This window comes from uncultured Maribacter sp. (genome assembly GCF_963977385.1).
GTDB lineage: Bacteria > Bacteroidota > Bacteroidia > Flavobacteriales > Flavobacteriaceae > Maribacter.
In genome coordinates, this window is sequence record NZ_CAXBOU010000010.1 from 1 (window position 1) to 15,665 (window position 15,665).

18 protein-coding genes are annotated in these 15,665 nt (G+C 33.5%); 6 read left to right on the forward strand and 12 right to left on the reverse strand.

Features of this window, described 5'->3' with window-relative positions; genetic code table 11:
• The first annotated feature begins 45 nt into the window (after positions 1–45).
• Entirely contained in the window at positions 46–429 is a 384-nt protein-coding gene (locus AAC084_RS11410) for an START-like domain-containing protein (protein WP_339840311.1), read from the forward strand.
• A gap of 52 nt (positions 430–481) precedes the next feature.
• On the forward strand, positions 482–1,330 hold the full coding sequence (locus AAC084_RS11415) for an aminotransferase class IV (protein ID WP_339840312.1): 849 nt from the start codon (positions 482–484) through the stop codon (positions 1,328–1,330).
• On the opposite strand, the gene AAC084_RS11420 is transcribed toward AAC084_RS11415, so the two are convergent.
• The 5 genes from AAC084_RS11420 to AAC084_RS11440 form a co-directional block, all read right to left on the reverse strand.
• Positions 1,327–1,887, reverse strand: coding sequence for a YqgE/AlgH family protein (locus tag AAC084_RS11420; RefSeq protein ID WP_339840313.1), 561 nt, complete (start codon positions 1,885–1,887; stop codon positions 1,327–1,329). The genes AAC084_RS11415 and AAC084_RS11420 overlap by 4 nt on opposite strands.
• 110 nt (positions 1,888–1,997) lie before the next feature.
• Positions 1,998–2,270, reverse strand: a complete 273-nt coding sequence (locus AAC084_RS11425) for an HU family DNA-binding protein (RefSeq protein ID WP_027066835.1) — start codon at positions 2,268–2,270, stop codon at positions 1,998–2,000.
• Positions 2,271–2,444: 174 nt separating this feature from the next.
• Entirely contained in the window at positions 2,445–3,392 is a 948-nt protein-coding gene (gene fmt, locus AAC084_RS11430; RefSeq protein WP_339840315.1) for a methionyl-tRNA formyltransferase, read from the reverse strand.
• Between the two features lies 1 nt (position 3,393).
• Positions 3,394–5,289 carry a RecQ family ATP-dependent DNA helicase gene (locus AAC084_RS11435; RefSeq protein ID WP_339840316.1) on the reverse strand — a complete coding sequence of 632 codons (1,896 nt, stop codon included), beginning with the start codon at positions 5,287–5,289 and terminating at the stop codon, positions 3,394–3,396.
• Complete coding sequence (locus AAC084_RS11440; RefSeq protein ID WP_339840317.1) at positions 5,282–5,851, reverse strand: ATP-binding protein; 570 nt, start codon at positions 5,849–5,851, stop codon at positions 5,282–5,284. Before AAC084_RS11440 ends, AAC084_RS11435 begins: the two co-directional genes overlap by 8 nt.
• An 87-nt stretch (positions 5,852–5,938) precedes the next feature.
• Between AAC084_RS11440 and AAC084_RS11445 the strand changes: the two genes are divergently transcribed.
• From AAC084_RS11445 to murA, 3 genes are all read left to right on the forward strand, one after another.
• Positions 5,939–6,226: a DUF493 family protein gene (locus tag AAC084_RS11445; protein ID WP_339840318.1), complete on the forward strand. Its 288-nt coding sequence runs from the start codon at positions 5,939–5,941 to the stop codon at positions 6,224–6,226.
• An 81-nt stretch (positions 6,227–6,307) separates the two neighbouring features.
• Complete coding sequence (locus tag AAC084_RS11450) at positions 6,308–6,970, forward strand: DUF4290 domain-containing protein (protein ID WP_339840319.1); 663 nt, start codon at positions 6,308–6,310, stop codon at positions 6,968–6,970.
• A 16-nt stretch (positions 6,971–6,986) separates the two neighbouring features.
• Positions 6,987–8,294 (forward strand): UDP-N-acetylglucosamine 1-carboxyvinyltransferase, encoded by a 1,308-nt coding sequence (murA, locus tag AAC084_RS11455; protein WP_339840320.1) that lies wholly within the window; start codon positions 6,987–6,989, stop codon positions 8,292–8,294.
• Here murA and AAC084_RS11460 read toward each other — a convergent pair.
• The 4 genes from AAC084_RS11460 to AAC084_RS11475 form a co-directional block, all read right to left on the reverse strand.
• Complete coding sequence (locus AAC084_RS11460; RefSeq protein ID WP_339840322.1) at positions 8,284–8,697, reverse strand: hypothetical protein; 414 nt, start codon at positions 8,695–8,697, stop codon at positions 8,284–8,286. The genes murA and AAC084_RS11460 overlap by 11 nt on opposite strands.
• On the reverse strand, positions 8,698–9,696 hold the full coding sequence (locus tag AAC084_RS11465) for a pirin family protein (protein ID WP_339840323.1): 999 nt from the start codon (positions 9,694–9,696) through the stop codon (positions 8,698–8,700). It lies immediately after the preceding gene.
• Positions 9,697–9,725: 29 nt separating this feature from the next.
• Complete coding sequence (locus AAC084_RS11470; RefSeq protein ID WP_339840324.1) at positions 9,726–10,169, reverse strand: VOC family protein; 444 nt, start codon at positions 10,167–10,169, stop codon at positions 9,726–9,728.
• Positions 10,170–10,253: 84 nt separating this feature from the next.
• On the reverse strand, positions 10,254–11,681 hold the full coding sequence (locus tag AAC084_RS11475) for an amidohydrolase (RefSeq protein ID WP_339840325.1): 1,428 nt from the start codon (positions 11,679–11,681) through the stop codon (positions 10,254–10,256).
• A 264-nt stretch (positions 11,682–11,945) separates the two neighbouring features.
• On the opposite strand from AAC084_RS11475, the gene AAC084_RS11480 reads away from it, so the two are divergent.
• On the forward strand, positions 11,946–12,995 hold the full coding sequence (locus AAC084_RS11480; RefSeq protein WP_339840327.1) for a DUF6340 family protein: 1,050 nt from the start codon (positions 11,946–11,948) through the stop codon (positions 12,993–12,995).
• A 3-nt stretch (positions 12,996–12,998) separates the two neighbouring features.
• Here the strand turns inward: AAC084_RS11480 and AAC084_RS11485 are convergent, their stop codons facing one another.
• The 3 genes from AAC084_RS11485 to AAC084_RS11495 are packed head-to-tail and all read right to left on the reverse strand — an operon-like array spanning position 12,999 to position 15,500.
• Positions 12,999–14,312, reverse strand: a complete 1,314-nt coding sequence (locus AAC084_RS11485; protein WP_339840328.1) for a deoxyribodipyrimidine photo-lyase — start codon at positions 14,310–14,312, stop codon at positions 12,999–13,001.
• Positions 14,313–15,002, reverse strand: coding sequence for an SDR family oxidoreductase (locus AAC084_RS11490; RefSeq protein WP_339840329.1), 690 nt, complete (start codon positions 15,000–15,002; stop codon positions 14,313–14,315). It lies immediately after the preceding gene.
• Positions 15,003–15,500, reverse strand: coding sequence for an SRPBCC family protein (locus tag AAC084_RS11495; protein ID WP_339840330.1), 498 nt, complete (start codon positions 15,498–15,500; stop codon positions 15,003–15,005).
• Positions 15,501–15,665: the final 165 nt, after the last annotated feature.

Here is a 15,665-nt window from a genome sequence, read left to right on the forward strand (position 1 = left end):
ATCATTTAGAAATATATATATTGCTCGGCCTAAAGTAGTAGGAAAATGAGCGATAAAATAAAATTTGAAATAGAGTTTGTAATACAGTCTTCACCACAAATGTTATATCAATATTTGGCAACACCTTCTGGCTTATCAGAATGGTTTGCAGATAATGTTAATTCCAGAGGTGAGAAGTTTACCTTTATTTGGGACGGAGCTGAAGAAGAAGCTAAATTATTAAAAAGAAAAACCGACGATTTTGTTCGTTTCGCTTGGGAAGAAGCAGAAGACGATACTTATTTTGAAATGAAAATAATTGTCGACGAAATCACAAAAGATGTTTCTTTGTTCATAACAGATTTTGCCGAAGATGATGAGGTTGAGGAATCTAAAATGCTTTGGACCAATCAAGTATCTGATTTAAAGCAGGTGCTGGGTTCTTCTTAGAAATACTCTAATTTACAGTATCTTTGAGCCTTAATTTTTTAAGGCTTTTTTTATGTTTAATTTTAATGGAGAACTTCTTAATGAGGATGATAAAATTCTAGATGCAAAGAATAGAGGTTTGCAGTTGGGTGATGCCGTTTTTGAAGAATTACGTGTAGTTACGGGTGATGTTATTTTTTTAGAAGAACATTATTTAAGATTAATGTCATCTATGCGTCTTCTTCGAATGGAAATACCAATGAATTTTACCATGGAATTTATGGAAGAAGAGATACTTAAAACGGTCTCAAATGTAGATTTAAAACAAACCAAGCGTGTAAAATTTACTGTATTTAGAAACAATGACGTACTAGCTAATAATAGTATTTCTTATATCATTACAACTTCAATATTGCCGAATCCTTTCTATATTTTAGAGGAAGAGGACTATGAAATAGAGCTGTTCAAAGATTTTTATAAGAATTCTAGCATGCTTTCTAATCTAGATACGAACAATAAAATTTTAAATGTTGTTGGGGGTATTTATGCTCAGGAAAATGATTATCAAGATTGTTTACTTTTAAATGAGTCAAAACAAGTTGTTGAGACGTTAAAGGGAAATATCTTTCTTGTAAATAAAAATGTAATTAAAACTCCACCATTATCCGATGGTTGTTTAAATGGTATTCTTAGAAAAAAATTGATGGATATTATTATAAAACTAGAAGATTATGAATTGCAAGAACTAAGTATTTCACCTTTTGAACTTCAAAAAGCAGACGAATTGTTTGCGGTCAATAGTATTGAAGGGATAATTTCTATTACAAAATATAGAAAGAAATATTTTACCAATTCTATTGTGAAAAAATTAATAGGCAAGTTAAATGCGGCTGCAAGAATGTCTATAAGTAAAACTGTTTAGTTTAAACTAGGATTTTCTGGAGCGTTAGACCAAAGTAAATAATCTCCTCCTAATTGTATCATGTTTTCTTTCCAAAAGGCATTCGCTGCCTTCTGTATAATTCTACTTTCATGCTCATTCTCAATCACGATCCATGATCTTGAAGAGAGTTCTTCGTCGAGTTGCAGTGATGACCAGCCTGAATATCCTAAGAAAAATCGAATATCATCTTCAGAAATAATTTCTTTATTAATGAGTTCTACGGTAGTTTCAAAGTCTCCACCCCAATATATCCCATCAGATATTTCAACGCTGTTATCTATCAAGTGAGGTACCTTATGTATGAAATATAAATTGTCTTGTTCAACTGGGCCTCCATTATATACCTGAAAGGGTATTTGAATTTCAGTCACCAATTCATTAATTAGATATTCTAATGGCTTATTCAAAATAAAACCTACAGAACCTTCATTACTATGTTCTGCCAACAAAACTACAGATCTATTAAAAGAAACATCACCTGTTAGCGAAGGCTCAGCAATAAGTAATTTACCTTTGGTTGGTTTTAAAATGATCATTAATTATATAGGATTATATTTCTAAAGTAAGACAAATCCTCTTAAATGCAAAAACTTAGAAACAAAAAAGCGCCCAAAAAAGGCGCTTTTATTAAATTATCTATGTAAAATTAGTTTACAGCTTTGCCTAAATCAGCACCTGCTTTAAACTTAACTACATTTTTAGCAGCAATTTGGATAGTTTTTCCAGTTGATGGGTTTCTACCTTCTCTTGCATTTCTTTTAGATACGGACCAAGAACCGAAACCTACTAAAGAAATTCTATCTCCTTTTTTAAGGGAATTTTCAACATTTCCCAAGAAAGATTCCAATGACTTTTTAGCCGCAGCTTTTGTGATGCCAGCGTCAGCTGCCATTGCATCGATCAATTCTGTTTTGTTCATAATGTGATTAATTAATTGTGATTAAAAAATTTATACCTACTAACAAATTTATATGGATTTATGACGAACACAAGTAAAACAAGGGGAAATCCCTTGTTTTGTTGATAACTCAGCGTGTTTGTTGATAAAGTAGGTGTTTTTTTACATTTCTCGCAGCCCAATGACAACGGGGCTTCACCTCATTTTGGCATTTTCTTCTAAATTTAAGCCATTAAGTAGATCTTTCACTTGCATTCTTTTTTTTCCTTGAAGCTGAATTTCTTCTAAATTCAAGTATCCTTCCTGAACAGCAACCTTCATTTCTTTTTTGTCGAAAACTAACGTTCCAATTTCTAAATTATGGTGTTCAAGTAATATGTTGGCTTTGTAAATTTTAGTAATGATTTTCGAATCAGCATTTTCTAAAGTGGTCCACGCTGCAGGGTATGGGCTAAGACCTCGAATAAAGTTATAAATGTCTTCAATAGGTTTGTTCCAATCTATTTCACACGTTTCTCTATGTATCTTATAAGCAACCTTTAAATCTTCATTATTTGATTGCTTGGTAGTTTCAAAATTATCGTTTTGAATTCGCTCTACAGTTTTTAAAACTGTTTTTGCACCTAAATGCATTAATCTATCGTGAAGGTCTTCTGCATTATCAGTTTTTTCAATTGAAGTTTCATCTTGTAATATGATAGCACCCGTATCTATTTTCTCATCAATGAAGAAGGTTGTAACACCTGTTTTTGTTTCGCCATTAATAATAACCCAATTTATCGGTGCTGCACCACGATACTGAGGTAAAAGTGAAGCATGAAGATTAAAAGTTCCATATTTAGGCATATTCCATACCACTTTAGGTAGCATTCTAAAGGCTACAACAATTTGTAAGTTGGCATTTAATGATTTTAAGGTTTCAAGAAATTCTTCATTCTTCAGATTGGTTGGCTGAAGTACATTGATATCATTTTCAACAGCATATTTTTTTACTGCAGACTCATTTAATTTTCTGCCTCTACCAGCTGGTCTGTCGGGGGCAGTGATTACTCCAACGATATTATACTCATTTTTTACCAGCATATCCAAAATGCCTACAGCAAAATCGGGAGTGCCCATAAATATAATTCTTAATGCTTCCATGTTATGTAAGTTCGTATTCGTTAATTGAATTTATGGTAATGTACTTTTCTTCTAACAATTCTTGTAAAGCAGTGATTACTATTTCTTGATTAATATTTAATTGTACTTGTAGTTCTCTTGAATTTGCTTTATTGTTTCTTAAGCATTGAATTATTTTTAATTTGGTGTTTATTACATCGTGACTACCCAGTTTATTATTGATGCACACATCGCAAATACCGCACACACCTTTTTGAGTTTCCCCAAAATATTGTAATAGTTGAACGCTTCTACAAATCGTAACATTTTCTATATAGGCAAGCATATTAGAAACGTTTTCAATTTTAAGTTGATTTTGTTCATCAATTATATTTGCAAACCGGTTTATGGTTCGGTCATCATCTCTTTGAACTAGAAACAATATCTCTAAATCGCTTGTAGAACTTGTGTAATCAATAATATCATCTTTTGCTAGTTGCTCAAAATTCAAATGTATTTTTGCTTCTGATAAGTGTATTTTTTTTCCTAATAGATAGGTATTTATCTGCGTATCAAATTCGAAAAGGCCACCATAGGTTCTAAGAACTACCTTTATAAAATCTTCTAATTTAGGATTTTGGGCAATGTATCTATAAAGCGACTCTTTACCTGTTTTAAACTTAATTGTATGTTTTTTTGAGAAATTCTCAGATAAAGATATAACTGAATTACGGTCTAAAATTAGTAAAGCATTGTAGGTAAGAAATGTATTCAATTTATATATAGTACAGAATTCATTGAAATTCAATTGAAATTTTGTTTCGGTAAATTCACCATATCCAATTTGAAAGTAGTTATTCAGTTTTCGATATATCGTTTTTATATATGCTACATCTGGCAAAACTTCTAAAAATTGTCTTTTAACCAATAATTTATCAGTGGTATTGGTTAAAAGAATTGCTTTTGAAGATGCCCCATTTCTACCTACACGACCTGCCTCTTGAAAGTAATTCTCTATGCTATCTGGTATTTGAAAATGAACTACCAGCTCAACGTCTGGTTTATCTATTCCCATTCCAAAAGCATTTGTGGCTACCATAATATTCACTTTATCGTGCAACCATAAATTTAGACGTTCGGTTTTAGTTTTTTGGTCTATTCCACCATGATAAAAAGTTGCTTTTAGTCCGTCTTTTAAAAGATATCTAGATATTTCTTCAGCTTTTCTTCTGCTTCTAACATAAACAATTGCACTGTTATTTATTTGGCGACAATACTGCTTAAGTTGATTGTTTTTATCTTCGGTCAGGATTACTGCAAAACCTATGTTTTTTCTAAAAAAAGAATCTTTTTTAATTAAGGGGGTTTGAAGATTTAGAGACGCAATAATGTCATCACTAACTCTTTTAGTTGCTGTAGCAGTTAGTGCTACCATGGGTACATTTGGATGTAAATCACGCAATATGGAACAAGTTAAGTATGCAGGCCTGAAGTCATGTCCCCATTGAGAAATACAATGTGCTTCATCGATAACGTATAAAGAAACATTCATTCCTTTTATTCTTTCTTGAACCAATTCTTGCTGTAGCCGTTCTGGTGACAAATACAAAAATTTGTAGTTGCCGTAAATGCAGTTATCAAGTAATTTATCGACCTCGCTGAATTTGAGTCCGCCTTTTAGCCCTAAGGCTTTTATACCTCGTTTTTGAAGATTATCTACCTGATTCTCAATTAATGCAATTAAAGGGGAGATGACAATGCAAATACCATCTTTCATTAATGCAGGTACTTGAAAACATAAAGATTTACCGCCACCGGTTGGTAATAATCCTAAAACATCTTGACCATTAACAATAGCGTTGATGATTTCTTCTTGAGAGCCTCTAAAACTATCATAGCCCCAATATTCTGATAAGATGTCTTTCGGTGTATTATTCACCTATTTTTTCTATAAGGTCTATTACAAATTGTAAACGATTGTCTATCGTTCCAAAAGGTACTTCTATTGGTTTATAACCTAGTTTAATGTATGTTTTTTCAAGATGTTCATGAATACCACAAGCTTGTTCAAAATTTTCCATACGTTCATTATCCTGAACGTAGATATCTTTCCAAGGTGGTAAAATCAATACTTCGTCGTATCGATTATCAAGACATAAATCAGTATATCTTTTTTCAATTGGTTGTTTGAAGTAATTCATGTAAGCAATTACATCAGGTAAACCACGATCATAAAATAAATGCTTTTTATCTGTATTCTCGCCGCTAATAAAATGTTTTAAACGTGCACTTATTAATTCATCATTAAAACTCTTGGCATCGTCGACAAAATCTATGGGGTTTACAAGTAACTCATCTGCTGGTTTGCCGTTGAGTGCATCTAACGTCATTGTTCTTATCACTTCGTGAAAACAGTGAAAACCATTTTCCTCAAGTGATGAAATCAATACGGTCTTACCTGTTCCTGGTCCGCCTGTTATAACAATTCTTTTGTTGCTCAAACTCATATAATATTCAGACAAAAGTACGTAAATCAAGAGTATTAAAAAACTGGTTCAATACACTTATCTTTGTGTAAAATAGAAGTCATGGACGAAAATAACCCAGTAGAGTTTTATAAAAAATTAAAAGAACAATTAGCGGCTACCTCCGAATGGCCTTCAAATTATCTTTATAAATTTATTGTAAAGAGTGATACGGATAAGGTTGACCAAATTCATAAAATATTCGATAATATGGGAGCAGTAATTAACTCAAAAAAATCGAAAAATGGAAAATATACGAGTGTTTCTATTACAGTAAATTTGAGTAGTCCAGATGAAGTCATTAAAAAATATAAGGAAGTAGGGGAAATTGAAGGGGTAATCTCCTTGTAAAATAGCATTTCATCTATAATTTTATTAAATTGGCATCGTTATAAGAATACTTCTTCAATACAATAAGTAAAAAAAATCAATTTGCAATTAGTAGAAAACCTAGAATATAATACAGAACGTTCGCATTTAATTATACCAGAGTATGGGCGTCACTTCCAAAAAATGGTAGATCATGCCGTTTCTATAGAAGATCCAGTTGAACGTAATAAAGTAGCGCAAGCCATAATTAGCGTAATGGGTAATTTACAGCCTCATTTACGTGATGTGCCCGATTTTCAACATAAACTTTGGGATCAATTATTCATTATGTCCGATTTTAAATTGGAGGTAGAATCACCATTTCCAATCACCTCGAAAGAGAGTTTGAGTGAAAGACCTGAGCCCTTAGAATATCCACAGAATTTTCCTAAGTACAGATTTTACGGAAATAATATCAAGCGTATGGTTGATGTGGCAGTAGAATGGGAAAAAGGTGATAAACGCTCTGGCTTGGAATATGCCATCGCCAATCATATGAAAAAATGTTATTTGAATTGGAACAAAGATGTGGTTGATGATAATGCCATTTTTAAACATTTATTCGATTTAAGTGATGGTCGTATAGATTTAGCTGCAGAGGGTGAAAGTTTAACCGACAGCGGACAGTTCCTTAAAAATCGTGTTGCTAAAACACCAAGGGCAGCAAGTTCTGGCAAGAAAAATCAAAGAAATAATAATAATAACCGCGGTAAGAAACGCTATTAAATTTCCACTTCTCTAGATGGGAACATTCAAAATTGAAGGAGGCCACCAATTATCTGGTGAAATAACGCCTCAAGGAGCAAAGAACGAAGCACTTCAAATACTTTGCGCCGTATTACTTACAGATGAAAAAGTAACAATCAACAACATTCCTGATATTGTTGATGTAAATAAGCTTATATCTCTATTAGAGGATTTAGGCGTTAAAATTCAAAAGAAAGGCAAAGGCTCCTATACTTTTAAGGCTGACGATGTTAATTTGGATTATTTACAGTCTGATCAATTTAAGGAAGACGGTAGAGGGCTTCGAGGTTCTATTATGCTCGTAGGACCATTATTGTCACGTTTTGGTAAGGGGTATATACCTAAACCAGGTGGTGATAAAATTGGACGAAGACGTTTAGATACTCACTTTGAAGGTTTTATAAAATTAGGTGCAAAGTTTCGCTATAATCGTGAAGAATATTTCTACGGTGTAGAAGCCGAGAAGTTGATTGGTACTTATATGTTGTTAGATGAGGCCTCTGTAACAGGAACGGCCAATATTGTTATGGCAGCCGTTCTTGCTGAAGGTCAAACAACTATTTATAATGCTGCATGTGAACCCTATTTACAGCAATTATGTAAAATGCTGAATAGAATGGGGGCTAAAATTACTGGCGTAGGATCTAATCTATTAGTTATTGATGGTGTTGAAAAACTTGGTGGTACTGATCACCGAATGCTTCCTGATATGATTGAGATTGGTAGCTGGATTGGATTAGCGGCCATGACTAAAAGTGAATTGACCATTAAAGATGTTAGTTGGGATGATTTAGGTCAAATACCAACTGTATTCAGAAAAATAGGAATTACGTTAGAACGTAAGGGTGATGATATTTATATACCCATGCATAAGGATGGTTATGAAATACAAAACTATATCGATGGTTCTATATTAACCATTGCCGATGCTCCATGGCCAGGCTTAACACCAGATTTGTTGAGTATTATTTTGGTTGTAGCTACACAGGCTAGAGGAGAGGTGCTCATTCATCAAAAAATGTTCGAAAGTCGATTGTTTTTTGTGGATAAGTTGTTAGATATGGGAGCTAAGGTTATTCTATGTGATCCACATAGAGCAACCGTAATTGGTCATGATTTCAAATCGACATTGAAAGCGACTACTATGACTTCACCAGATATTAGAGCGGGTGTTTCTTTATTGATTGCAGCACTATCTGCAAAAGGAACGTCTACTATTCATAATATTGAACAAATTGATCGTGGTTACGAGAATATAGATGAAAGATTACGCGCTATTGGAGCTAAGATTGTTAGAATCTAAGTGTAATATAGAACGTTAATAAAAATATTAAACTCCATAATATGGTTCTTAGCCAATTATGGAGTTTTAGTTTTTCTATAGATAATTGAACGGAATTTTTATTGGAAATATTTTTATGTAATGGTACAAATACAGTAAAAGTTATCACCCAGACTCCAATGACCAATAAAGCACTGGCTAGCGTATAAAAATCTTGATTATAATATACTTGTAAACCGGTCGCAATCAATTGACCGAACATTAGGGGTATTACGATTATAGCAATTCTTTTAATGTAGGTTTCATGCCAATGGTATAGGTCTTCATGTTTATAATAAGAGAAACTAGGATAAATGATTAGTTGAACTATCCATATCAAAACCAGTAAACCACTATCACATATTAAACGGATTTTTTCGAGCATTTACTTTTCTACTATAGTTCCGTCAGGATATTTTGCAAACCTGCCACGGTTTGCCTCATGAACATGGTCAGGGTTTCTCCAAGGCCAACCACCAAATTGTGTTAGTCTAAATTCTTCCATCGCGTCTTGCAACTCTTTATCGGTATTCATTACAAACGGACCATATTTAGCAACAGGTTCATTTATTGGTTTGCCTTGTAGAACTAATATTTTAACTTCACTTGTACTCGCTTTTAATTCAATTTCCTTAGATGCATCAACTTCAATACCATGATTTGGATGAATAAGTTCTCCCGATATATTTAAAGAATCACCTTCATAAAAATAGATGGTTCGAACAGTATCATTACCTGCTTTTGGTAACTTAATTGTCCCGTTGGCATTTATTTTGATTAACCAAACAGCAACTTCATTTTCGCTCTCTGCAGCCCAAGAATCTGGAGCAGAGTCAGGTGCGATTTGATTATTGAAATTACCAGAAACTATTTTGATTGTTCCTCCTTCTAAATTTAAGATAGGAATATCTTCATGCCACAACATTTTAAAATGTGGATCGACAAACTTATTTTTTTTAGGTAAGTTCAACCAAATTTGAAAAAGTTCTAGTGTATTTTCCTTTTCGGTATGTAGCAATGGAAACATTTCAGAATGTTGAACACCGCTACCTGCCGTCATCCACTGTACATCTCCCTCGCCAAAACGGCCAGCAGCACCTAAAGAATCGGAATGATCACAAAAACCTTTGTTTGCAATAGTTATTGTTTCAAAACCTCGATGTGGGTGTGCAGGAAAACCAGGTATAGCTGTTCCATGATACATTCGCCATCCATCTTTCACTATAAAATCATTACCAAGATTTCTACCTTCTAAAGAATCAACAGGACCAAGCTCTCCGTTTCCTTTTGGGTAGTGGTCTAAGTGATATACACAAAATAGAAAGGGATCTTGAGTTTGCCATGGAAAATCTAATTTGAATATTTGCTTGATATCACTTTTCATAGGGTTATGAAATTTAATTTATACTTAAATTAATGCGCTGCGTTGTTTATTTCTACCCAATTGCTTTCAGGGTCTTTTAAGTAAATCTGACGAACACCATCGGCTCTAAGAGTAACCGAATTCTCTTTACCGGGCCAATCCCAATACGTTATATTTTTTTCTTCTAGATAAGTAATAAGTTCATCTAGTTTTTGTGTAGCTAAACAAAGGTGAACACTTTTACTATGCTCCATCGCTACACTATCTTTGCCAATTAAATGTAATTGTGAATTTCCTTGAATTACAAACCATTTAAACCCTGATGGGGCTGAAGGGTGCGGAATTTCTTTTAGGTTCAATATGTTTTTATAAAATGCACCTACCTTATCTAAATCTTTTACAATAAGAGAATAATGGTCATATTGAAAATCGAAGGATTGTGCAGATGCGAATGAACCGGATATAAAGAGAACCAGTAATATTAAATTTTTCATTTTTAAAGTGTGATTTTGAACTTTCAAGTTACTTAAAAATGAAAGAAGCTATCGATTAAGATAGCTACTTTTTTATTACTTATTTTATTCACCATCTAAAGGTGGAGGACCTTCGATCATTGGTTCATAAACTTCATCTCCTTTTCGAGTTTTAAACTCTTCTTTTACTTTGGAAACTAATTTAGGATTTTGAAAAAGGTCTAACATTGTCATCGCCATGGCTTTCGATGCATGAATCATACCTTTATGTCCTATTGACATGCCTCCACAAGCAACTACTGCCCATGAGTGCCATGGTGTACCTGTTGGTGCAACCGAAACTCCTAAGTTAATGTTTGGTACATTCCAGCTTACATCACCTACATCGGTAGAACCACCACCAGGGTTTTCTTCCGTTTCCTTTAAAGGGTGAACGGTACCATCCATCCCAAGTTCAGGTTTGCCAGTTGCTTTTTGTATTGCCTTACCAAATACAGTTTCTTCTTCGGTATAGGTAATTGGCCCTAGCAGTTCAAGGTTGTTCTGCATTATTTCTCCACCAGAACGGTTTACCAAGGTTTCATATATTCCAGAAACCAATGATATTTTGTAATCGACATCGGCCATAATAGCAGCACCTTCCGCCATTGCTTTTACACGTTCATAAGTCGGTAACATTTTTGATCTCTTTGGATCTCTAACACGAACCCAAAGTTTAGCATAATCTGGTACCACATTTACTACCTGACCACCATCTTGTATATGATAATGAATTCTAGAAGTTGGTAAAATATGTTCTCTATAATAGTTTATTCCTGTAGTGTATAATTCTAATGCATCTGAAGCACTACGTCCATTCCAAGGATCCATAGAAGCATGTGCGGCTTGTCCATAAAATTCAACGATAAAATCAATGAGCGATAATCCGCTCTGAACATCAGCCTCAATACCAGCAGATGGGTGCCAGCTTACATTTACATCGACGTCATCCCAAAGACCGGCTTTTACCATCCAAACTTTTGCGAAGTATTTCTCTTCAGCAGGTGTACCTAAAAATTTCACAGTACCAGTTATTTTTCCAGCATCCATTAACTCTTTAATAGCAATGGCAGAACCTAGACTGGCTGTACCGAACATGTTATGACCACAACCATGACCAGCAGCACCTTCCTTAAAAGGTTCTTTTATTGGACTTGTTTTTTGTGAGATACCGGGCAAAGCATCAAATTCACCTAGTATACTAATGACTGGGCTTCCAGAACCATAAGTAGCTGTAAAAGCTGTTGGGATATCAGCAACACCTCTTGTTACCGTAAGACCGTTTTTTTCAGCATAATCGGCCAAAATTCTCGAAGATTCATTTTCGTCAAAAGCAGTTTCGGCAAGTGCCCAAATAGAATCACTTATTTTGATAAGCTCCGCTTTGTGCTTTTCAACGGAAGAAATAATAAAATTTTTGTCTTTGCTCATTTTCTGAGAAAAAACCGTAACACTCATGCACAAACAGAGCGTTAATAGAAAGATGTTTTTCATTTTAGGTAAAGTTGGTTAGTAGATTACTCTAATTCGTTATGGAAGTAGAGCGTTAGAAATATTATCAGAGTAAATATAACGAATTACACGCTTTAATTAAAAGTACTATTTGATACATGCTTCACTCTAATTAGTATGTCTTTATTTTTTAATTTGAATATTAATTATTTAAATATTAAATCAGCAAAAGCTTATCAATTATATAATTTAAAGTCTCATTTTTCGTTAATAATCAAATCGTTATATTTTAATTTTTTTTGAATTATGAAAAATTTGGTTTTTAAATCATTGTTGACCTTCGCATCAATTTCAATTATTGCTTGTAGTTCGACCAATAGGTTGACAATGGGTGTAACCCAACCAGCTCAAGTTTCAATACCTTCTGACGTAGCAAGTATTGGTATTATCAATAGGAGTAGCGCTTCTGAAAATAATAGAATATTAGATAAAATCGATAAAATATTATCCCTGGAAGGACTTAATCTGGATAAGGAAGGAGCTGTAAATGCAATTTCTGGTCTTAGATATGAACTAGAGCGAGGAAACCGTTTTGAAGTTGTTAAAATTATTGAAAGTCAAAAAGATTTTGAAAAAGGATTAGGTGTTTTTCCTGCTGCTCTTTCTTGGGAAATTGTTGACCAAATATGTAAAGAGAATGGAGTAGATGTATTATTCTCTTTAGAATTTTATGATACGGATACCGCTGCAGATTATGAAATGACCACAGTTAGGATACCCAATGATTTAGGTATAGTGGCAGAAATACCAGGTCATAGAATTAAGTTGAATACAGTTATAAAAAATGGTTGGCGTGTGTATGATCCTGCGGACAGGACTATTGTAGACCAATATGTTTCAAATGATCAAGTTTTTTCTAAAGGTGAAGGGATAAATCCTGTTAAGGCTTTAGAAGCTATTGTGAATAGAAAAGAAGCAGTTTTAAGCGTAAGTTCTGATTTGGGTACAAATTATGCGCTTTTTACTAAACCTGAGCATATACGTATTGCAAGGGATTATTTTGTAAAAGGAAGTAACAATTTTGAAATTGCCAAAAGACGAGCCCAAACAGGAAACTGGGATGGTGCGGCAGAATTATGGAATTCAGAACTAAATAATCCAAAAAGCAAAATAGCTGGTAGAGCCTTTTATAATATGGCGATAAGCAATGAAATAAATGGAAATCTAAATAAAGCGATTGAATTTGCCTCAAAAGCATATACCGACTATGGTAATAAGGAAGCATTAAGTTATGTGAATATACTTAAAAGAAGAGTCGTAAGTCAACAAGAGTTAGATCGCCAATTGGCAAAATAAAACTTAACTCAAAGCCTGTTTATAGGTCTCTAAGCATCGTTCTCTAGCCAACTTATGATCTACCATTTTTTCTGGGTAATCGGTTGTATCGTATTCTGGAATCCATTTTTTGATGTATTCTTTTTTCTTGTCAAATTTATCAACTTGGGTCATCGGATTGAAGATTCTAAAGTATGGAGCTGCATCAACACCAGTACCAGCAGCCCATTGCCAATTACCGACATTAGAACTCAATTCATAATCCAATAATTTTTCGGCAAAATAAGTTTCACCCCAACGCCAATCTATCAATAAATGTTTGCATAGAAAACTGGCCACCAACATGCGAACTCTATTGTGCATGTATCCTGTTGTATTCAATTCTCGCATACCTGCATCGACTAATAAATAGCCTGTTTCTCCATTTTTCCATTTCTCAAATTCATCTTCATTATTTCTCCATTCAATACGATCATATTTAGCTCTAAAAGCATTATGGACAGTATGGGGGAAATGCCAAAGAATAGACATGAAAAATTCTCTCCAAATTAACTCACTCCAGAATACTTCGTTTTCTTCCGCAATAGCCTTTTTCATCATTTTGCGTATAGAAACAGTTCCAAAACGCAAATGCGGACCTAAATGAGATGTGCCATTCTCTTTAGCTGGAAAATTCCGAGTATCTTCATAATTGTCAATAAGAGTAGGGGTTACATTGTATTCTGGAATCTCAATTTTAGATTTTATAAAACCAATATCACGTAATGACAAATTAGGAAGGCTTTTGTTTTCTATTAGGTTTGATAAATGCTTATTTGTAGAGTGAATCTTTAAATCATTGTTAGCTTTAAAATTTTCTTTCCATTTGTTTTTATACGGCGTAAATACAACATAAGGTTCACCATCACCTTTAACAATTTCAGATTTTTCAAAAATAACTTGATCTTTAAAAGTTTTGAATTCAATATTTTTTTCTAAAGAGAATTCCGCTACTTGAGTATCTCGTTTTTTTGCATAAGGCTCATAATCTCTATTGGTGAAGATTTGTTTTACATCATATTCTTCAGTTATTCTTTTTAAAATATCCAAAGGCTTACCATCATACATGGCTATTGAGCTATTATTCTCTTTTTGAAGTTGAATACACATGGTCTGGATAGTATTATGTAGAAAGGTTACCCGAGCATCATCTTTTGGTAGTTTAGATAAAATATCCTTATCAAATATAAAAACAGGAAGAACTGGATAATCACTTTTCAATGCTTCTAAAAAACCAACATTGTCATCTAACCTAAGATCTCTTCTAAACCAGAAAAGCGATATTTCTTTTTTTGACATTTAGTTGATATTTAATGTAGAAAGTCCGCCATCGACTCCGATAATTTGACCTGTAATCCATGTGCTTTTATCACTTAATAAAAATACTGCGCTGTTGGCAATATCTTCTGAATTACCGACTCTTTTTAAAGGATGGCGTTCATTCATCATTTCTCTTTTCTTGTCGTTATTCAATAGTCTTTTAGCTAACGGTGTATCAACCAACGAAGGGGCAATTACGTTCACTCTTATTTTTGGTGCGTATTCTGCAGCCATTGACTTAGCAAAACCTTCAATAGCACCTTTTGCGGCAGCTACACTCGTGTGAAATGGCATACCAGTACCAACTGCAATGGTACTAAAGAATACCATACTAGAACCTTCATCCATTCTTGTTATTATTGCCTTTACAACCTTTACCAATGAAAAGAAATTGAGTTCCATATCTTCTTTTATAGTCTCTAAACTCATCATTTTAAAAGGTTTTAGATTAATGCTTCCAGGGCAATATACAAATCCGTCAATTTTTTCGGGAAGCTTTGAAACATCTAATTCATCTGTTGTGGCATCAAATTGAATATGAATTACATTGTCATGTATTAATGAATCATCTGTACGAGATGCAACATATATTTTATGTGTTTCTTGAAGTTCTTCAACGATAGAAAGGCCAATGCCGTGCGATCCACCAATAAGTAAAATGTTTTTCATTTAAAATGATTTTAATGTAAGTTCATTTGGAACACCTTCTAATGTTCCGAATAGTTCTTTTAATTTTTGTTCACGGTGTTTGAATATCTCCAACAATTGTTTTTTCACGAAAATAGGATGTGCTATTCGCCCTAAAATGCCAAAAGGAATTTTGTAATCAATGATATCTTCCATTTCTACGCCTCCATCAATTTCTTTAATAAAGTGTTTATGATGCCAAAGGGCGTAAGGGCCAAATCGTTGTTCATCAACAAAGTAATTGCCTTCATTTACATGGGTAATTTCTGTTACCCATTTTGTGCTGTATCCTGGGAAAGGGGAAACTTTATATTGTATGATTTGACCAGGAAACATTGGTCTATCTGCACCCGACAAAATATGAAACCCCATGTGTTCTGGAGTAATAACTTTTAAATTCGCAGGATTCGAAAGAAAACCCCAAGCTTCACTCTTTGTAATAGGCAAAGCTTGTTTAGAATGTAATTGATATAGTTTCATATTTGTAATTTTAACAAAGATAGAATCAATTTTTGTTTAATTAAAATTAAAATTAGTTAAACAATAATTAAATTGGAGTGTATTTTCTCCAAAAATGACAGACTTTATCGATTAATATTAATTTAGGTCGCTTATATACAGCTATTTATAATTTTTGTCGTTTAT